At 45.3% G+C, this 19372-nt stretch carries 17 protein-coding genes and 1 other RNA gene; 10 read left to right on the forward strand and 8 right to left on the reverse strand.

The window, feature by feature from the left end:
* The first annotated feature begins 199 nt into the window (after positions 1-199).
* The 3 genes from JV36_RS0115695 to JV36_RS0115705 all read left to right on the forward strand — a co-directional run bounded on the left by JV36_RS0115695 (position 200) and on the right by JV36_RS0115705 (position 3728).
* Positions 200-1228: a LacI family DNA-binding transcriptional regulator gene (locus tag JV36_RS0115695; RefSeq protein WP_032097516.1), complete on the forward strand. Its 1029-nt coding sequence runs from the start codon at positions 200-202 to the stop codon at positions 1226-1228.
* Positions 1225-2799: a tryptophan halogenase family protein gene (locus JV36_RS0115700; protein ID WP_032097515.1), complete on the forward strand. Its 1575-nt coding sequence runs from the start codon at positions 1225-1227 to the stop codon at positions 2797-2799. The genes JV36_RS0115695 and JV36_RS0115700 overlap by 4 nt, the downstream gene beginning before the upstream one ends.
* Positions 2800-2876: 77 nt before the next feature.
* Positions 2877-3728 (forward strand): LysR family transcriptional regulator, encoded by an 852-nt coding sequence (locus tag JV36_RS0115705; RefSeq protein WP_032097514.1) that lies wholly within the window; start codon positions 2877-2879, stop codon positions 3726-3728.
* A gap of 147 nt (positions 3729-3875) precedes the next feature.
* Here the strand turns inward: JV36_RS0115705 and JV36_RS0115710 are convergent, their stop codons facing one another.
* The 6 genes from JV36_RS0115710 to JV36_RS19620 all read right to left on the reverse strand — a co-directional run bounded on the left by JV36_RS0115710 (position 3876) and on the right by JV36_RS19620 (position 10469).
* Positions 3876-5180 carry a M24 family metallopeptidase gene (locus JV36_RS0115710; protein WP_032097513.1) on the reverse strand — a complete coding sequence of 435 codons (1305 nt, stop codon included), beginning with the start codon at positions 5178-5180 and terminating at the stop codon, positions 3876-3878.
* A gap of 90 nt (positions 5181-5270) precedes the next feature.
* Entirely contained in the window at positions 5271-6443 is a 1173-nt protein-coding gene (locus JV36_RS0115715; RefSeq protein ID WP_032097512.1) for an FAD-dependent monooxygenase, read from the reverse strand.
* A gap of 105 nt (positions 6444-6548) precedes the next feature.
* On the reverse strand, positions 6549-7820 hold the full coding sequence (locus JV36_RS0115720) for an FAD-dependent monooxygenase (protein WP_032097511.1): 1272 nt from the start codon (positions 7818-7820) through the stop codon (positions 6549-6551).
* Positions 7821-7874: 54 nt separating this feature from the next.
* Positions 7875-9203 (reverse strand): Xaa-Pro aminopeptidase, encoded by a 1329-nt coding sequence (gene pepP / locus JV36_RS0115725; protein ID WP_032097510.1) that lies wholly within the window; start codon positions 9201-9203, stop codon positions 7875-7877.
* A gap of 283 nt (positions 9204-9486) precedes the next feature.
* Complete coding sequence (locus JV36_RS0115730; protein WP_032097509.1) at positions 9487-10053, reverse strand: UPF0149 family protein; 567 nt, start codon at positions 10051-10053, stop codon at positions 9487-9489.
* Positions 10054-10259: 206 nt separating this feature from the next.
* A complete protein-coding gene (locus tag JV36_RS19620; RefSeq protein WP_152561610.1) occupies positions 10260-10469 on the reverse strand; it encodes a hypothetical protein in 210 nt (69 codons plus the stop codon).
* Between the two features lie 118 nt (positions 10470-10587).
* On the opposite strand from JV36_RS19620, the gene ssrS reads away from it, so the two are divergent.
* The 7 genes from ssrS to serA all read left to right on the forward strand — a co-directional run bounded on the left by ssrS (position 10588) and on the right by serA (position 17387).
* Positions 10588-10770: non-coding RNA, 6S RNA (ssrS, locus tag JV36_RS19475), on the forward strand.
* A gap of 21 nt (positions 10771-10791) precedes the next feature.
* A complete protein-coding gene (locus JV36_RS0115735) occupies positions 10792-11688 on the forward strand; it encodes a ribokinase (RefSeq protein WP_032097508.1) in 897 nt (298 codons plus the stop codon).
* A gap of 21 nt (positions 11689-11709) precedes the next feature.
* Positions 11710-12654: a nucleoside hydrolase gene (locus tag JV36_RS0115740; protein WP_032097507.1), complete on the forward strand. Its 945-nt coding sequence runs from the start codon at positions 11710-11712 to the stop codon at positions 12652-12654.
* Between the two features lie 68 nt (positions 12655-12722).
* The gene (locus tag JV36_RS19935; protein ID WP_032097506.1) at positions 12723-14339 is read left to right on the forward strand and encodes an ATP-binding protein; all 1617 of its coding nucleotides are present in this window, start codon (positions 12723-12725) and stop codon (positions 14337-14339) included.
* A gap of 203 nt (positions 14340-14542) precedes the next feature.
* The gene (locus tag JV36_RS0115750; RefSeq protein WP_081926668.1) at positions 14543-15313 is read left to right on the forward strand and encodes a 5-formyltetrahydrofolate cyclo-ligase; all 771 of its coding nucleotides are present in this window, start codon (positions 14543-14545) and stop codon (positions 15311-15313) included.
* Positions 15314-15393: 80 nt separating this feature from the next.
* On the forward strand, positions 15394-16050 hold the full coding sequence (gene rpiA / locus JV36_RS0115755; RefSeq protein WP_032097504.1) for a ribose-5-phosphate isomerase RpiA: 657 nt from the start codon (positions 15394-15396) through the stop codon (positions 16048-16050).
* A 107-nt stretch (positions 16051-16157) separates the two neighbouring features.
* On the forward strand, positions 16158-17387 hold the full coding sequence (serA, locus tag JV36_RS0115760) for a phosphoglycerate dehydrogenase (protein ID WP_032097503.1): 1230 nt from the start codon (positions 16158-16160) through the stop codon (positions 17385-17387).
* A gap of 117 nt (positions 17388-17504) precedes the next feature.
* Here serA and JV36_RS0115765 read toward each other — a convergent pair whose 3' ends face one another.
* Both JV36_RS0115765 and JV36_RS0115770 read right to left on the reverse strand, forming a co-directional pair.
* Positions 17505-18248 carry a DUF481 domain-containing protein gene (locus JV36_RS0115765; protein ID WP_032097502.1) on the reverse strand — a complete coding sequence of 248 codons (744 nt, stop codon included), beginning with the start codon at positions 18246-18248 and terminating at the stop codon, positions 17505-17507.
* Positions 18249-18455: 207 nt separating this feature from the next.
* Positions 18456-19355 (reverse strand): DUF481 domain-containing protein, encoded by a 900-nt coding sequence (locus JV36_RS0115770; RefSeq protein ID WP_235207867.1) that lies wholly within the window; start codon positions 19353-19355, stop codon positions 18456-18458.
* Between the last annotated feature and the right edge of the window lie 17 nt (positions 19356-19372).

Here is a 19372-nt window from a genome sequence, read left to right on the forward strand (position 1 = left end):
GCCAAAATGACAACGCTGTCATTTATTATAATAATAAAATGACAGGCGCTGTTTTCTGCATATATTTAAAGATGACAACGCTGTCATTAGGTGTTAAGTTACATGACTAGATGTGAACGCGCAATTAAAAATTTAACAAATTAGTAATAAATGGAACTTATTTGTTGAAATTTAAAGCAATTTTTTGGTGAGGTGAAAATTGGCTGCAACAATTAAAAGTGTCGCTGAGTTGGCCGGTGTCTCTATTAAAACGGTGTCTCGTGTAGTTAATAAAGAAGGCACGGTTAAGCCCGACACATTGCAACGGGTAGAACAGGCAATTGCCGAGCTAAAGTACACGCCAAATAAGGCCGCGCGGGACCTTGCGAGTAACGCGACCTCGGTACTCGGCTACGTTTACGACAACCCCAATGCGTACTACATCATTGATATGCAAAAAGGTATTTTAGATGTTTGTCGCAAGAATAACTTCGAGCTTCTTATTCATCCCTGCGATGCTAGCTCTGAGAATATTGCACAAGAATTAGTGGATATGGTGGATTCTGCTCAGCTTGCTGGGCTAGTCCTTTCCCCTCCCTTGTCTGAAATGCCCGATGTACTGCACCATCTTAATGAGAAAAACATTAGCTACGTGCGTATTTTGTCTGGCGATAGCGAATTTAGTTCTACCCTGCCCTACGTGTTGGTAAACGATTTCAAGGCCGCCTTTCACATTACCGAGCATTTAATTGCCCAGGGCCACAAACATATCGCGTTTATCGCTGGTGAAGTCATCCACAAATCGACCACCGAGCGCTTAAATGGCTACAAAGCCGCATTAAAAAAAGCCTCAATACCGTTTGATGAGTCTTTAGTTATAGAAGGCACCTATTCATTTGAAACCGGGGTAAAAAGTGCTGATGTTTTGCTGTCTATGCAGGCACGCCCCACCGCAGTATTTGCCTGTAACGATGAAATAGCCGCGGGAACTCTGTTTGGCGCAAGAATGAAAGGGGTTGATGTACCCAAAGATTTAGCCATTGCGGGGTTTGAGGATAGCCCATTCTCCCGACAAACTTTTCCGCCGCTAACAACCGCGTCTCAGCCCACAAATGAAATTGCCCAATCGGCAACCTCGTCGCTTATCCAATATTTACGGGCTAAAAAGACAAAATCACATTTCGATAATTTAACCCAAACCTTTATTCCGCAATTAGTGGTGAGATCCTCCACTAAGGTTTCGCTATGAAAGCATTGCCCAATAACATTGTCATTGTTGGTGGAGGCAGCGCAGGCTGGATGACAGCCTGTTATCTTGCAAGGGCCTCCGAGTTATCTGGTTCTCTCTCTTCCACGTCACAAAAGCAGCATGAACAAAAAGGGCACCACTCTGTGTCATCTTGCAGTTTGACGCTGCTGGAGTCATCCTCAATTCCCACAGTAGGCGTGGGTGAAGGTTCTACCCCCTATTTACGACATTTCTTTGCCTATTTAGGGGTAGAAGAAAGCACTTGGATGGAGGCCTGTAATGCGACTTACAAAATGGGCATTAACTTTGAAACGTGGAATAAAAGCGATGACTCCTGCGCATCTAGTGCGACCTCGTATTTTCATCCTTTTTTCTCCGCACTTGATGTGCCTACTGCCGAGCATTACTTTAATGCAGTGAACAAACGGCGGCATGGACAGCTTGGTAATATTTCTGAGTCGCATTATTTTACCGCCGCTGAAATGGTAAAACAGAACATAGCGCCCAACACCATAGTAGATAGTGCCAATGTTGACTATGCCTATCATTTTGATGCTGGCTTGTTGGGGGAATTTTTAAAGCGCTATGCCACTAGCAAAGGGGTTGTTCACAAAGTAGGCAATGTAGTCGATGTACACGCTCATGGTAATAACATCGAAGCGATCCAAACAGATTCACACGGTGTGCTGCACGCTGATTTATTTATCGACTGCTCTGGCTTTCGCGGCATTTTAGGTAAAAAAGCACTGAATAGGCCGGTTACATCTTATGCCGATACTCTTTTTAACGATGCTGCTGTAGCCATACCCACTAAACGCAGTGACACCATAAAATATCAAACACGTTCAATAGCCCTAAAATATGGCTGGCAGTGGAATATTCCCCTTACCGCTCGCACGGGCAATGGCTACGTGTATAGCTCTCGCTTTTGTACATCGGTGCAAGCAGAACAAGAGCTTAGAAGCGTATTAGGTGCAGAAAATACTCCTAACAATAGCGCGTCTGGCAGCCCTGCCCGTCATTTGAAGATGGAGGTAGGCCGTTTAAATACCCATTGGGCAGGAAACTGTTTAAGTGTTGGTCTGTCTCAAGGCTTTATTGAGCCGTTAGAAGCTACCGCTTTGATGTTAGTGCAATACGCGCTTCATCACTTTATCGACTGCTGGCAGCAGCCAATACCAGATACCCGTAAACACGCCATATACAATAATGAAATGAACCGCATGTTTGATGGCATTAGAGATTACATTGCTGCACATTATTATCTTAATACACGCACCGACACTCCTTATTGGGTGGCGTGTAGAAACGAAATGAAGGTGCCAGATACCCTTGCCTACTTGCTAAAAGAGTGGGACAGCGGCGCAAATTTTGAAGACGCATTAAACGAAGTAGATGCCAATTTAGTGTATTTACGCCCCTCTTGGTATTGCATCTTTGCTGGCATGAAACGCTTTTCCCCACTTAAGCACGATAGTGCACGTAATAAAGTAGCAGCGACGATTAACCCACAGCAAATGGTGAAAGATATGCTGCTCAAAATGCAAAAACCGAATACGAGAACTTATTGATTGAGTAATAGCGGTTTTCAATATTAACATTTACAAATATAATGTTGAGCGGGTAGGTAATTAGAAATACTTATATAATGAAACAGCTTTCGTTAGATAACTTGCGTACATTTGTGAGTGTTATTGAGCTTGGTGGGTACGCTAAAGCCGGCGACTTTCTTGGTCGTTCTCAGCCAGCTATCAGCTTGCAAATTAAGAAGCTGGAATCTCAGCTAGACCGCAAGCTGTTTATCAAGCTAGGCCAACGACATGTGCCAAGTGCAGATGGCAATTGGCTTTACGCAAAAGCTAAAGAGTTACTTGAACTCAACGACAGCATATTTCGAAGTTTAACCCCTGCCCCGCTTAGCGGCCGCCTTCGATTGGGCATTCCCAATGAGTTTGCCTCTACCCTTTTGCCAGGGTTAATTGGCGAATTTTCAAAGCGCTACCCCGATGTATCATTAGAAGTCACTTCATCGCTCAGCCGAGACTTGCTGCACCCTAGCCAGCGCGATCATTTTGACCTTATTTTGGCCTTGGTTAACCCCGATGAAGACACCGAAGGCGAAGTGGTGTTAGAAGATGATGTGGTGTGGGTAGGAGATAGTGCACATCCTCTGGTGGGTAGCACCATTCCCCTTGTACTGGCCCCAGATGGTTGTATGTATAGAAGCCGGGTAATAGAGCAACTCAAGCAGCAAACCTTTGCTTGGAAAATCACGTATACCAACGCCGATTTAGGGGGCATAACTGCGGCTATTCAGCAGGGCTTGGGCGTTACCGCGTTGGCAAAATCAAGCCTACCTGCCAACCTGACTTTGCTTAAACACCCTCACCTACCGAAATTGGGCAAGGTGAATATTTGCTTGTTCAACCAAGATACCCAGCACCCTGTTATTAGTAAGACCTTAGCGGAGTTTTTTACTACACGACTTAAAAATAACTAACGGGTGAAAGTGGTCTTTGAAGGTGGCCTTTGAAGGTGGTTTTTGAGGTCGTTTTTGAGAGTGTGCTTTGAAGGTCTTGAATAAGCGCGCATAAGCAATGCGCGCCCTTTTACAACATAAGTTAAATTAACCATGCTTATTTGAAAATCACGAGGCACGAGGTACTAGGCGACCTAGCGGCTCTTCTAGCGATGCAGGTGGCTCAGTAAAGTATCGTGGGCCTTTGTCTGTCATATACAAACAGTCTTCTAATCGCACGCCAAACTCACCAGGAATGTATAAGCCTGGCTCGTTAGAAAAACACATACCCTTTTTAAGCGGTGCTGTTTCACCGCGCACAAAGTTCACGCTTTCGTGACCTTCCATGCCAATGCCATGTCCTGTGCGATGACTGAGCCCAGGTAGTGCATAGTCTTTGTCGTAACCTTGAGTTACGTAATAAGCGCGCACGGCGTCATCTACCTTACCGGCAGGTGTGCCCACTTTGGCTGCATCAAACGCGACATTTTGACCCTCTCGCACAGTATTCCATACGTCTGTCACTTTTTGTGATGGCTTACCGAACACAAGAGTACGGCTGATATCGCTTTGATACCCATGCACACTGCATCCGCTATCAAGCAACACTACTGAACCTTGCTGAATAACCTGCTTTGCATTGGTTCCGTGCGGATACGCACTGGCGTCATTAAATAAGGCAAGACACCACGTATTGCTGCCACCTAGCTGTTGCTGTGCTTTGTGCATTAAGGCCTTCACTTCAGCTTGGGTCATACCTAGCTGAAGGTGCTTAAACACAACGTCGTATGCTGCAAGAGTAACTTCATTTGCCTTGTGCATCAGCGTTAACTCGGCGGCCGTTTTATACATTCTGCAGCCACGGGTAATGGGCTCTGCAGGCACAATATCCATATTAGGCATGGCATTACTCACACCGTTCACAACAAAGTAGCGAACGCTATTTTCTACACCTAACTTGCCGCTGGTAACGCCTCTTGATTTTAGAATGTCAGCAACAACGTCAAAGGGGCTTTCGTGCTCTTGCCATACGCGAACGTCATCGCCTACTTTAAGAGACTCCAATACGCTCGGCTTTTCAAAAAACGGGGTAACAACAGCAATATCCCCTTTTTGAGGAATAATAAGCGCCGTTAGTCGTTCGCTGCGCCACCACTGAATACCAGAAAAGTAGTCCATTGCTGCGCCCGGCTCTATTAGAATGGCCGCTATGCCTTGTGCTTTCATCAAAGACTGTGCGTTTTCTATTCTTGCTTTTCTTTCTGTTAGGTTAATGGGCTTTGCGTTTTCAGTGAGCGGTTTTAGTGATGATAGCGATGGCATAGAAGCAGTGCCGCTGCCCTCAGCACTGGAAGAGGCACTTGCCGCCACCGAAAGTGCCGGTGAGAGTGCGAGCCCAGCGCCTGCAAACTTTAAAAAATGTCGTTTATCCATGAAATTCACCTGTCGTTTATATTATTATTTTTTAAATGGTTTCTTTAAACTACGTTCTTATTACCGCTTTTTTAAAATGCACAAGGCGGTTTATAACCCCATCGCATGACTGACGAAGGCCTGCTTAATCGCCCCCACTTTATCAGTTGCCGCTAAGCCCACGCCGCGGATAAGCTTTTTAAGCGGGTCGTCACCGTCAAATAGCAACTTAAAACCGTCCATGGCTGCAATCATCTTCATCGCTTCAGTTTTACGACTGCGCTCGTAAGGTCGTAGGTTTTTGTGTAACCCAATATCGCTGCCCTCGTTCGACAGCTGTATCAATAATTCAGCCAGTGCTAGCGCGTCCTGCATTCCTAAGTTTGCGCCTTGTCCAGCAAGAGGATGAATGGTGTGAGCGGCATCTCCCACTAACGCGATGCCGTCTTTAGCCCATTCTCTGGCGTAGCGCATGGTTAATGGAAATGCTGAACGCTGAGTTTCTAGAGCGGTTATGCCAAGAATGCTGTTACTTGCGGCGGTGAGGGCATTGCAGAAGTCACTGTCGCTCATTGCGGTAAGCTTAGCAGCAGCGTCAGGTGTTTGTGACCACACGATAGAACAGACGTTGGGTTCTGCCATAGGCAATAGCGCAAGAGGCCCTGTTGGAGTAAACGCTTGTCTTGCAACGTTTTCATGGGGCAGCGCCGTTTTGATATTGGCAACAATGGCCGTATGTTCGTAGTCTTTAAAGGTGATTGGAAAACCTGCCTGCTGACGAACAAAGGAGTTAGCACCATCTGCGCCAATGAGCAGTCGGCAGCTAAGGGCGTCGTTATTGTCAAACATCACCATATTTTGATTTGGCCCTGATAGCACCCGCTCTATGCCAGATTCAAACACCTGAACGTTAGCCTGACTTTCCACACTCTGAGCCAGCGCATTAATTAACGCCTGGTTTTCAACAATAACGCCCAGGGCATCGCTGCCCATTTCTTCGCAGCTAAAATGGATATCGCCAAAGCTGTCTTTATCCCACACATGCATGGCCACGTAGGCATTGGCGCGATCTTTTTGCAGGTGTTGCCATGCGTCTAACGACTGCAAGGCAGCAATATTGGCCTGATTAATAGCACTGACTCGAGCGGTAGGCTTCTCGCCTAGGGCTGTTGATAAAGGGTGCTTATCAATTATCGCAACAGACAGCGAACTTTCTTTTAGCGCAGCGGCTAGCGTTAAGCCAACAATTCCGCCACCCACTATTCCAATATCAACGTGTTGCATAACTCTCTCTTATTTTTTTCGTACAAACTCGGTTAACGCTCGTTAGAGCCTTAGTTTGAATTCGTTTAAAAACTGGTTAACTTCAGCTATGTGCGTGGCAATGGCTCACTTAGCGCCAAGGCCGTATCCAGTGGTTTGCTTAACAAACTGCTTTTTGGCAGCGGGCAACATTCCAAGCGCAAGTAGCGATAAATTTCGCCCTACAACAAGGGGAAAGTGACGGTTAGAAAATGTATGTACCAAGGTGTCGGTGAGCGCCACCGTGGCTTTTCTGTCTTTGCTTCTCTTGTTTGCGTATTCATGTAAAACAGAGAAATCGCCCGGGTCAGAGGGTGATATCGTGTTGCGAGTAAGCACCGATATCAAGGTGTGGATATCTCTAAGGCCCAGGTTAAAGCCCTGTCCCGCTATGGGATGAAGCGCCTGTGCAGCATTACCCACAATCACTGTTCGGTGAGCCATTACGTCACTGGCAAGTTTTAGTGAAAGTGGATAGCTGCTTTTATCGCTTACCTTTTCTATTTTACCTTGGCGATAGCCAAACGCGCCTTGTAAAGCGTTAGCAAACTCATTGGCCGACATGGCTAATAGGTGAGCGGCTTTGTCAGATTTTACTGTCCACACCACTGAAAACCCATTGTTTGATGACTTTTCACCGTCTATTTCGTTATCAAAGGGTAAAAACGCTAATGGGCCAGAGTCGGTGAAACGTTCGTATGCCTTATTGCCGTGAGATAGCTGGGTGTGAACGTTAAACACAATGGCGGTTTGACCGTAGTCGCTTTCACTTCTGCCTATGCCCACCTGCTCAGCCAGTGGAGAGCGACCGCCATCGGCCAGCACCAACAGCTTAGCCCGATAACTTTCGCCGTTATCTAAGGTAACGTCGGTGTGTGCAACATGCTGCTTTACACTCACTACCTTTGCAGGCGCTACATGCTCGTAACTGTCATTAGAGTCTGCAACAAGCTTAGTCAATGCACTTAACGAGACCACCTGCCCAAACGAGGAAATGTGGAAGTCTTTTGCTGCTAAATTCACTAACCCTAGGTGGCCACTGTCGCTTACTTCAATAGCATTAATGGTCGGCGGTAATTCGCCAAAGCTGTATTCTGCCAGTTTATCTAACTGTACGTTGAGTGCGGTAAGCTCTTGTACCGTGCGGCGAGCAAGGGCGATAACACGGGTATCGGTAAATGGATTGAAGTCGTTGGTGACAGGTGTGTTTGTTGGTGCTTTTGTTTTCAGCGAGCTTGATGAAACTGGCGCTGCCGAATCAATCAGAGCTACTTTCAGCCCTGAGCCCTGGGACAGCCCTTTTGCGAGAACGCAACCGACAATTCCGCCGCCAACAACAACTACATCAACACTCTTCACTCAGTACGTTCCTTCTAGGTGCATTTGTTTAGCCCAGTCTTATTTAAGGCTAAATTACGCCATTAGTGCCTCAATTTCATCAATCTCTTTTGGCACGTCTTTAGTGAGTATCTCAACGCCAGTAGCGGTAATAGCTACATCGTCTTCTATTCTCACGCCAATACCTTTGAAACGATCTGGCACATCGCAATCGCTACTAATATAGATCCCAGGCTCTACGGTAATGACCATGCCAGGGCTGAGCGCTCGGTCATCGCCATCGTGCTTGTAGTCGCCAACATCGTGCACGTCTAGGCCTAAAAAGTGCCCTAAACCGTGCATATAAAATTGTCGCCAGGTTTGATTATCTAAGTTTTCCGCAATACTGCCGGTTAATATGCCCAGCTCAATTAAACCTTCGGTGATCACTTCTGCGCTGTGAGTCATTGCCTGGGGTAAAGTAACGCCCGGTGCCAGCATATCTAAAACGCTTTTTTGCGCTTTTAAGACCAAACTGTATATGGCGCGTTGCGCGTCGCTAAACTTACCGTTCACTGGAAACGTGCGCGTAATATCGGCAGCGTACCCTTGATACTCGGCACCCGCATCAATAAGCACTAAATCGCCGTTGTTAACCTGAGCGCTGTTTTGCGTGTAGTGCAGTATGCATGCATTTTCCCCGCTACCCACTATGGTACCGTAAGCCGGACTTCGTGCGCCCGCCATGGCAAATTCATGATGAAGTTCAGCTTCTAACTGATATTCAAAGCACCCTGGGTACGCAAACTGCATGGCGCGCTTGTGGGCACGAGCACTTATTTCACAGGCCGCTTTCATAACCGCAACTTCACTTGCCGACTTATACACGCGCATCTCGTGTAGCAAAGGCTGTATATCGTGTAGCAAAGGCTGTATATCGTGCACAGTAGCAGGTGCAAGAGACTGTTTCGGGGCCTCTTTCAACGTCTTTAAGGCGTTAACAATTAACTGATCGTGCTGCTCGTTTACACCAAGAGCCACATAAAGATGTTGCTGTCCCTGCATTGCTTCAAGAATGGCTTCTTCTAACTCTTGCTCTTCAAATGCCTCGTCTAGGCTAAATCGAGACAATGCCGCCTCAGCGCCTAATCGTTTTCCTTGCCACACTTCCGCTTGTTTGTCTTTAGCTTGCACTACCATTGCGCGGTAGCTTTCACCATAGCGGGGATGATTTGAAATGATTAACCATGCGTTTGGCTCTTCAAAACCCGTTAAATACCAAAAGTCGCTGTCTTGTCTAAATAGATATTCCGTATCTCGACTTCGGGTAACTAAAGACGCTGCGGGAACAATGCATACACTGTTTGGTTGGCACTGTGCTAATAATCTATCTTGCCTAGAAATAAACTCTTGCGCGCTAATCATAAATTCACAAACCCTGTCGGCATTATTTTTAGAAAACGGTGTTTTTGCAGCATTTTTTTATTACTTTTACTTACTCAACCTATGAGCAGTTTGTTTATAAGTGGTTTATATTTAAGAAACCTGCTTATAAAAATCGTTCTTAGAATTTAAGTGTTAAATTTCAGGATTCAAAGCTCATTTCTAAAGCTCAAGCACTCGTGCTCACGTATTAGAGCCTAAGAATTAGCGCCCACTTTTAAAGCCCAGTTTTAAAACCCAGCTCTAAAAAATGGGCTCTTCGTAATTAATGTATTGAAGGCTTTTCTTTTTGGTCGTCCAGCAATGACTGCCCCAACTCGCTGAAGCATAGAATCGCTGAAATCTTTACATACTCTTCTACTTCAAAAAGTGCTTTCTCAGACTCTTCGTCTGCATCCATTGGCTCTTCCATTCGAGAAATGTCAGAAAAGTCTTCAAGTGCTTCTTTTACATCATCACTGCACTTCACTAAATCTTGCTGGTGTAATCCAAACCCAAGCATAAACCCTTGCACCCAATTAATAAGGGCAGCGCCGCGATCGTTTATTGGGGCATGGTCTTCTGGAAGTAGCAAAGTAAGTGCAAACTCAGGCTCTAACAACTGCTGGCAAGTTTGGTTAAATAACGTCGTTAACGTAAAAACAACCGGCTCACTAAAGCTTTCGTCCTGATTCACCGTTTCGCTTAACGCTTCTAACCATTTTTGATCGGTAAGAGACATACCACCGCACAACATGCCGCAGAGGATGCCGTGTATTTCGGCGCCGTCTACTATTACGCCATGTTGTGACAATTTATTGGTAACGCTGTCGTAATCAAGCTGCTTTTCCACTGGTAACTCTCTTTATGTTTGAAATTTGATGTAATGCATGGAAATTATTCTCTTTGCCTTTATCCGCTTTTTTAGGCTTGAGCACACCCGCTTAGGTGTGAGTGAACCACGCGAAGTAAAACAACGTCAAAAAGATAACCGCCGTGCTTATACTATGGGTTTATAGTAGCAAAATCGGGATATAAAACCTACTTTTGCCAATTTGATTACTCACTGTTCAAACGAGTGAGCAAAAGCAGCAAAACCTTTAACTTCTCTGGTAACCCACGTGTATTTCTACTACCATTAAGACGTGGACAAGGACTTCCCTTTGCAACAGGGAGAAAGCGCTGGCGTAAAGAGAGAATGCGGTTTTCTTGAGCTTGTCGCATTTGCGTGTATACTTGCTGACCAACAGGTGCTGACCAAATGGTCAAGAATAAAACATTCTTTAAGCAGCTATACTCAACAACGCAAAGTTTTGCTACGCATAAGAGTGATCTCCTTCACTAGTACATGCGTTTCATATACCCTGTTGCGTTAATACAACAACAATGTTTCCTGGGATGTTTGCTAGTTCATTCATGTCCCTGGCCGATGCTATAAACCTAGGAAGTTGAAACTGTAACTATTGTGCAAGCTCGGCTCGTATCGAGAAGCCTACGGTCATAGTGATTCTTCCGCCCTGAACATTTCGGTTCACGGGCGAAAATGGACACGCGGCATTCTGGGAGACGCCCTCTTTCGACGGAAGAAGAAATGGCAATAATAAATTTTGGCTCCATTAATATCGACCACGTTTACCAAGTAGAGCATTTTGTTCAACCTGGTGAAACAATCGCCTCCACGCACTACCAAACCTTGTTAGGTGGTAAAGGCGCAAACCAATCAATTGCGTTAGCGCAAGCCGGTGCCGACGTTAGGCATGTAGGCAGCATCCACCAAAATGACGCCTCTTTTAAGCAAGCGTTGATCAAAAAAGGTGTGGATTGTCGCGGCGTAAAATGCTCTGAGACTCCCTCAGGTCATGCCATAATCCAAGTTACCCCAAGCGGCGAAAATGCCATCGTTCTATTTGGCGGTGCAAATCAAACCATTACTGCTAAAACCGTTATGGCTGCGTTAGATGACACTAAGCCCTCAGACTGGGTACTAACGCAAAACGAAACTAGCAGCATTGACGAAGTGCTTCGCCAAGCAAAAGAAAAACAGCTGAAAGTTGCCTTTAACCCTGCGCCAATGAGCGAGTCGGTTAAAGCGTTGCCTCACGATTGTATAGACTTGCTTATCGTTAATGAGACAGAAGCAGCCGCATTAACTGGTAAAGAAGCAATGGATGACATTGTTGCTGAATTTAAGCAGCAGTGGGCCCACTGTGAGGTCATTATCACCTTGGGTAAAGCCGGTGTAATGATGCTTAGAAAAGGCGAAGTCGTTAACGTTGATGCCTTTTCTGTTGATGCTGTCGATACGACCGCCGCAGGCGATACCTTCATCGGATACTTCTTATCAGCATACAGTCATCACACAGACGCTAAACAGGCGCTTAAACGCGGCTGCGCGGCATCAGCAATTGCGGTTACACGAGAAGGCGCTGCGCAGAGCATTCCAACTCAAAAAGAAGTAGATCGTTTTTTAGCAAAGCATTCCGGCTAAAATTATTCCAGAGAGAATTTCATGGCACATAAAATAATATTAGACACCGATCCGGGCATTGATGATGCAATGGCCATATTTTTTGCATTTCAATCACCTGATATTGAACTGCTTGGCTTAACAACGGTTTACGGTAATGTTCCCGTTACAATGGCTGCGCAAAATGCCCTAACGCTTTGCGAACTGGCTGGCAAAAACGACATTCCAGTAACGAAAGGGGTTGGCATGCCGTGGGTTGGCGAAGAGTCGACCTATGCTCACTTCGTTCATGGAGAGCACGGATTTGGCCACATTAAGCCAGAGCCGCCTAAAGGTGAGCTTGACCCACGCAGCTCGGCACAGTTTATCGTTGATTTGGCCCGTAAATACCCAGGCGAAATCACGTTAGTTGCAATAGGCCCACTTGGAAACCTAGCGCTAGCGCTTCGTTTAGAGCCAGAACTTCCTAAGTTGGTTAAAGGCGTAAGCATTATGGGCGGTGCTGCGTTTGTACCTGGCAATGTAACACCGGTTGCAGAAGCGAATATCTGGAATGATGCTTATGCAGCAGAGATTGTGTGCGCTGCAGATTGGGATTTAACCATGTTTGGTTTAGACGTAACCAACGACGTTCCATTTGCGCCTACATTTGTTGACGTACTTGCTGAGAAAAACCCAACGCTAGGTGGTTTCGTACAAGAAAGCGCTCAGTTCTACATGGATTTTTACTCGCAAAATAGAGAAGACAGAGTGTGTTTCTTCCACGATGCGTTTCCTATTGCCCACCTTCGCCACCCAGAGCTTTTCGAATTAACCGAAGGCCACGTTAGGGTTGGAACAGGCGAGCTAGACAGAGGCCAAACGGTGGTTGCACCTAAAGGCACAACACCAAGTCCGCTTTGGAACGACGCAAATACCATCAAAGTAGCGACAAAAGTAGACCATAGTAGACTTGAGAAATTGTTCATAGACACCTACGCTCTTTAGTAATATTGTTAGGGGAATCAGTAGATTCCCCCTACTAACATGTACTATTGAGGTTTAAAACCAGTACTATGAAGTCTGCACCTATTCCAGAGAACGAAAAAGAACGGTTAGCTGAACTTCTAAGCTACGACATCTTAGATACTGAAGCTGAAAAGCTTTTCGACGATCTTACTGCGCTTGCCTCACAGATTTGCGGTACGCCTATCGCGCTAATTAGTCTTATCGACCTCGATAGGCAGTGGTTTAAATCTCGCGTGGGCCTTGATGCCGAAGAAACATCCCGCGATATTGCATTTTGTTCGCACGCTATTTTGCAGCAAAAAGTATTCGAAGTTCCTGATGCCACTAAAGACGAACGTTTTCGCGACAATCCCCTTGTAACTGGCTCTCCTGATATTCGATTTTATGCGGGTGCACCGCTTATTACCCCTTCTGGTTATCCAATTGGCACGCTTTGCGCCATTGATAAAAAGCCAAATAAACTAACAGAAGAACAGAAAAAAGCGCTGGAAACACTGGGGCAATCAGTTGTCGCCCATTTAGAATTAAAACGTAAAAATAGAGAGCTAGAGCGCACAAGCCAATTTAAGTCTGATTTTCTGTCTTATGTTAGCCATGAAATTCGCACGCCGCTTAACGCGATTAACACGTTTAGTAATTTACTAGAAAGTGAGGCTCGAAAGCTGTCGCTTCCATCTCAATTTAGTTCGTCACTGTCGCACATTAGTAAAAGCGGCGAACGCCTGCTAGAGATCGTCAATTCAGTGCTTGATATTAAGCAGATAGAAGCGGGTAAAATGCGTGTGATGCCACGCGCTGTTAATACGAACGATTTTTTCACTCACCTGTTTTCAGTAACCCGGGTTCGCGCCGAACAAAACGACATCACCTTTACTGCTACATTAGATACTAGCCTTCCGGCCTCTATTTATTTAGATGACACTAAGTTTGGGCAAGTTGCGCTAAATATACTTTCCAATGCCATTAAATTTACGCCTAGAAATAAGGCGGTGACTTGTCTAGTAAAATACAAAAAAGGCGCCTTAATATTTACTGTTTCCGATGAAGGTATTGGTATTAGCGATGACGATCAGGCGCGCCTATTTACTCGATTCGAGCGTATGGATAATGCACATAAAATACCTGGTTCTGGTTTGGGACTGAGTATATCTAAGCAACTGGTTGAGCTAATGGATGGCTCAATAAAGCTTAAAAGTAAGCTGCAAGAAGGTACAAGAGTCAGTATCTCAATTCCATCTGCGCAGATGGACCAAAATCATGTGTCAGAAGCCTCCCCGCAAAATGCTTCTGCCCAACTTTCTATCTCAAGGCCTGTTAATATTCTGATTGTAGAAGACCATCAGATTAACCAAGCGGTGATCGTAGCGCTTTTTGAAAAATTAGGGCTGGCGTTTACCATTGTTGATACCGGTGAAGACGGCGTTGAATACATTGAATCCAATCACGCCGACCTTGTTTTAATGGATATCAATTTACCCGGTATTCAGGGCGATCAAGCATCTAGGCTGATTAAAGCGCAATACCCTAACCTCCCTATCGTAGCACTCACCGCAGATGCTATTACTACGTCAGACACTTTGAAAGAGAGAGGACTGGACGACGTGTTGACGAAACCGATTAATGCAGCAAACTTGGTAAAAGTGCTTAATCATTATCTCGGTTAAGATTGCCTCGGTTAAGATTGCCTTGGATAAGATTATCTTGGTTATGACTGCCTTGGTTAAGAATACATTGGTTAAAAATACCTTGGTCAAAAGTGTCTATTTTAAAAGGGCTTTGACCGAGCTAGCCTAGATTAAGCGTGCACTCATTGAAGGAATGATTAAAAGCATGATTAAGAGCAAGTTGGTTTGAGAGTAGCATGGCGATGAGTGAGTTTTTACCCAATACTGAACGTGTTAAGAGCAAAGCAAGCCTACGCAAACATTTGCGCAAGAGTCTGAGAAAAGTAAGAAATAGTATCCCCCCTGAGCAACGTGCACATTCTGCGCTGCAAATTAGCCAACAGCTCAACTCGTTACCCTGCGTGGCCGCAGCAAAAACAATTGCTGGGTATTTGGTGAATGATGGAGAGCTAGACCTCAGCGCCTTTATGCAGGATGCGTTTACCCGTGCCAAAGATATGCACAAAGAAGTGACGAGCAGCTTCGATTATTCATCTACGTCTCTCTCAGCATCAACAGCTGCATCAGCTCTTACATCAGGTCCTAAATCAGCTCTTACAACGATGCCCACCACGTTCTCACTGCCCGTACTACATCCTGTTTGTAAAGGCCACCTGCTGTTTCTTGAGTATGGCCCACATACCACGCTGGTAAAAAATAAATACAACATTGATGAGCCTGAACTGGCCTGCCACAACGTTGTTCCCACTAGCACCATAGACGTTATTTTAATGCCATTGGTGGGCTTTGATAGCAAAGGCAACCGACTGGGCATGGGCGGCGGTTACTACGACCGAACGCTCGTATTTACTCAAATTACTCGATTTACTCAAAAGAAGCCCATTTTGATTGGTATTGCACACGATGAGCAAGAAGTTGAGACCCTGCCCTTTGAGCCTTGGGATATTCCGGTAGATATTATTGTTACCCCTAAGCGAATACTCTCCTTTTCCGATATTAGGCCCTGGTCCTAAGTCTATTTCTTTTAAAGACATAAAGCTGCGATTTTGCGCCTTATCGGTTACACTTCAAGCAAACCAAAAGGAGAGTAACAATGAATCAGAACGCGAAAAAACAAGCAGTGGCAAAAGCGGCGATAGACTATGTTGAACAAGACAGCATTGTTGGAGTAGGCACAGGTTCAACCGTTAACTTTTTTATTGAAGAATTAGGCAAAATCAAACATAAAATAGAGGGGGCTGTATCAAGCTCTGAAGCCTCTACTGAAAAACTTAAAGCGTTAGGCATTGAGGTTTTCGAGCTTAACGACGTTAGCAACCTATCGGTGTATATTGACGGGGCCGACGAAGTCACCGAACACAAGCATATGATTAAAGGCGGAGGCGCTGCGCTTACACGTGAGAAAATAGTGGCTGGCGTGGCAAAAACATTCGTGTGTATTGTTGATGACAGTAAGCGCGTTCCTGTCCTCGGTAATTTCCCCCTTCCGGTGGAAGTGATCCCTATGGCGCGCTCTTTTGTGGCTAGAGAACTAGTAAAACTGGGTGGCGATCCTGAATACCGTCAAGGTGTTGTGACCGACAATGGCAATGTCATTTTAGATGTCCACAATTTAGACATACTCAATCCTCGTGAATTAGAGCAAGCAATTAATAATATTCCCGGTGTTGTTACTAACGGAATTTTCGCTTTGCGCGGCGCGGATATCGTGCTTTCAGCAACCGATGAAGGTGTAAAAACCTTTAAGTGAAATACTCCTTTTAACTGAGGGCGTTTTCTGTTATTTTCCTTTTAGACGTCTAGATGGCTCAATCCATATTTTCGAACCGAAACACAACAGCGAGAGACAGCGAGTTCATGAGTAAAGTTTCACTTGAGAAGGACAAAATCCGAATTTTATTGTTAGAGGGTGTTCACCAGAGCGCGCTCGAAACACTGAAAAATAACGGTTACACAAACATTGAGTATCTTAAAACTTCTCTTCCAGAAGATGAGTTGATTGAAAAAATCAAAGATGCCCACTTCGTCGGACTTCGTTCTCGTACCCAAATTACTGAGAAGGTGGTGGATGCCGCTAAGAAGCTCGTTGCCATTGGCTGCTTTTGTATTGGTACAAACCAAGTTGACCTAGCTGCTACTCAGCGCCGCGGTATTCCTGTGTTTAACGCGCCCTTTTCAAACACTCGCTCTGTTGCCGAGCTGGTGCTAGGCCAAATTATTCTTTTACTTCGTCAAGTGCCAAGCAAAAATGCAAAGGCACACCGCGGAGAATGGGAAAAGACTGCAGTTGGCTCTTACGAAGCAAGAGGCAAAACGCTGGGAATTATTGGGTATGGCCACATTGGTACCCAGCTTAGCATCTTGGCAGAACACTTGGGCATGCGCGTGCAGTTTTTTGACATCGAAGACAAGCTAGTGCTGGGTAACTCAGCTCAAGTTAAGTCTCTAGAGAAACTGCTTAACACCTCTGATGTAGTCACGCTTCACGTGCCTGAGACACCTGAAACGCAAAACATGATAGGTGGAAAAGAGCTGTCACAAATGAAGCCTGGCAGCATACTCATTAATGCGTCTCGCGGAACAGTGGTTGATATAGACGCGCTATCAGGGGCACTTAAAAGCGGCCAGTTAAATGGTGCTGCCATTGACGTATTCCCAGTAGAGCCTAAGTCGAATGGCGAAGAGTTTGAATCACCTTTACGAGAATTCGACAACGTCATTCTTACGCCACACGTTGGGGGAAGCACCCAAGAAGCACAAGAGAATATTGGTATTGAAGTGGCGGGTAAGCTTGCAAAATATAGCGATAACGGCTCAACCCTGTCTGCAGTTAACTTCCCAGAAGTATCGCTACCAGAGCACAACAGCCGCTCACGCTTGCTTCACGTTCACAAAAACCAGCCAGGTATTCTTACGCAAATTAACCAAGCGTTTGCAGAGAAAGGCATCAACATTGAAGCCCAGTACCTTCAAACGAACGCTGAAATTGGTTACGTGGTAGTAGACGTTAAAGAAGACAGAGGCTATGAAGCCCTTGCTGAACTTCAGCAAATTGACGGCACTATAAAGACACGTATATTGCACTAGGCTGCATAGCGGCACGTTCAAATGGTGAATAGCCCAAATAAAAACGCCGCATCGACAAATGTCTATGCGGCGTTTTTTTATAGCTAAACAGTGAATACTGCTAGCGAATAGGCTGGTTTAAAAGAAGTTATATACCAAGCTAACTGCTGTTTCGGTATCAAGATTATCTCTGTTATCAGCGACGTCTGAGTTATGGTCCATTTTGAACGACAAACGCATTGAAAGGTTGCCTGAGATCACTGCAGTCAATGCCGATTCAGCACGAGACTTTGTATTCTCAGAACCTACTTCCGTACTCAGTGTTTGAGTAAACTTAGACGTGTCTGAAATTAACCACGAGTAGGCTGTTGAAGCACGGACAATAACACTGTCTTGATCTTCGCCATCTTGCGTTTCAACAAACGAGTAACCCGGACCAATTGAATACTCTAATGTATGTCTCTCGTTCTGTAATACCTTTTGGTTCCAACCCAGTGCTAGTGTAGCTTGATAATTAAAGTTGCTAAGGCGGTCATCTTCGAAGGACGCAAAGCCGAACAAGCGGTTATCTGGATTTTCTAATTTATAGTTACCCTGAGCTGAGGCGAAAAACTTTTGCGCTGATGTAAACTCAACGTCTTCACCATCGTCTCCCTCTACACTCTCTTCTTTGTAAAGACCTTCGATAAGGTAATCATTGCTCCACATCTCTAGCTCTTGATGCGCAGTAATACCAGCATTAATCGATGTGGTTTCTGTGTTACCCGTTGTTGAGATAAACCCTAACTCACCTTCCATAGTAAATGGCTTTGGCTTGTCTTGAGCAAAAGCAGATGGTGCAAGTGAGAATGCGATTATCGATGCGAGAACGCGCTTATTCATTGAACAGTCCTATTGATTAACTTTCCCTTCGTTACGCTGCGATCACTTCATTGACGACGCAACACAACCATTTTCAGGATATTAACAACGATACAAATCGCTGCCGGTGATGTGTGCCGCGCAGTGTACCGATTAAAAATTGACAGTCAACGTGAAAAGGTCAAAAAATCGACGAAAGTAGTAAAATGCGCAACGGATATACAAGGTCTAAAAAAATTGGTAAACAAGAGCCACAGAGGTTTCGGTGCTTAGAGGCGCTATATCTTCTGCTGTATCTGTTTCATGGTTTAAAATGAAGGATAACTTCATGGCAAGGGAGCCGAAAACGTTAGCAGATAAAGAGGTTTCACTGCGGGATTTGGTGTTCTCTTCTCCAGCTTCGGTACTCACAAATTGCCTGAGTTTGGCGCCTGAACTCCAGCGGTATTTGTATTCCGCTGAGGCTCTGACTATAACGCCGTCGTTTACCATGGTGTTATTGTCCGCCTGCGCTTCAATGAAGCTGTAGCCAGGGCCAATGCTGTAGCGAAATTCGCTATCCTCATTGCGCCAAAGTCGCTCTGAATAACCCGCTGCTAGTGACGCACGGTGCTCATAACCAGTAAACCTGTCATCCTCATAATCGCCATACATAAAAATTCGACGACCATTGGCCACAAGCTTGTAATCAAATTGAGCGCTACCAAAGAAGCGCTGGGCACTAATATCTCGTTTAGCACCAATGGTGGCACTTTCTTTATAAAGAAGCTCTGCGAAGTACACACTGCTCCACGTTTCGGTCTCATGGTCGGCATTCACTGCGGCTTTTACACTTGCCGCAGATGTATTTCCGGTGTTTACCAAAACGCCCAGCTCGCCATCAAGATTAAATCGCGGGATGGTATCGTCCGTGTCCGGAGTGAAGTCGGCGTGGTAAAGCGTTTGAATAAGATCGGTGGCCTGCGCAGATGAAGAGATGCTGGTGCACATAACGCACAGCGCGATGCAGGTCTTGATGAGGTCAGTGAGCATAATTAAATTAACGTTGGCTTTATCGTTTTTGTTATTGGCTTTTATGAACTTTCTATTTGAAAGTGCTTTTAAGTAAAAACACTTATTCAAGTCCATTTGAGCGTTGAGCCACG

The sequence above is a fragment of the Alteromonas sp. LOR genome, assembly GCF_000753865.1.
In the GTDB taxonomy this organism is placed as follows: Bacteria; Pseudomonadota; Gammaproteobacteria; order Enterobacterales; family Alteromonadaceae; genus Alteromonas.

Bases quoted from the DNA above. Each gene is read 5' to 3' on its own strand.
- JV36_RS0115700 (WP_032097515.1), top strand. From the start codon at position 1,225: ATGAAAGCATTGCCCAATAACATTGTCATTGTTGGTGGAGGCAGCGCA.
- JV36_RS0115705 (WP_032097514.1), top strand. From the start codon at position 2,877: ATGAAACAGCTTTCGTTAGATAACTTGCGTACATTTGTGAGTGTTATT.
- JV36_RS0115710 (WP_032097513.1), bottom strand. From the start codon at position 5,180: ATGGATAAACGACATTTTTTAAAGTTTGCAGGCGCTGGGCTCGCACTC.
- JV36_RS0115715 (WP_032097512.1), bottom strand. From the start codon at position 6,443: ATGCAACACGTTGATATTGGAATAGTGGGTGGCGGAATTGTTGGCTTA.
- pepP (WP_032097510.1), bottom strand. From the start codon at position 9,203: ATGATTAGCGCGCAAGAGTTTATTTCTAGGCAAGATAGATTATTAGCA.
- JV36_RS0115735 (WP_032097508.1), top strand. From the start codon at position 10,792: ATGGCAATAATAAATTTTGGCTCCATTAATATCGACCACGTTTACCAA.
- JV36_RS0115740 (WP_032097507.1), top strand. From the start codon at position 11,710: ATGGCACATAAAATAATATTAGACACCGATCCGGGCATTGATGATGCA.
- JV36_RS19935 (WP_032097506.1), top strand. From the start codon at position 12,723: ATGAAGTCTGCACCTATTCCAGAGAACGAAAAAGAACGGTTAGCTGAA.
- JV36_RS0115750 (WP_081926668.1), top strand. From the start codon at position 14,543: ATGAGTGAGTTTTTACCCAATACTGAACGTGTTAAGAGCAAAGCAAGC.
- rpiA (WP_032097504.1), top strand. From the start codon at position 15,394: ATGAATCAGAACGCGAAAAAACAAGCAGTGGCAAAAGCGGCGATAGAC.
- serA (WP_032097503.1), top strand. From the start codon at position 16,158: ATGAGTAAAGTTTCACTTGAGAAGGACAAAATCCGAATTTTATTGTTA.
- JV36_RS0115765 (WP_032097502.1), bottom strand. From the start codon at position 18,248: ATGAATAAGCGCGTTCTCGCATCGATAATCGCATTCTCACTTGCACCA.
- JV36_RS0115770 (WP_235207867.1), bottom strand. From the start codon at position 19,355: ATGGACTTGAATAAGTGTTTTTACTTAAAAGCACTTTCAAATAGAAAG.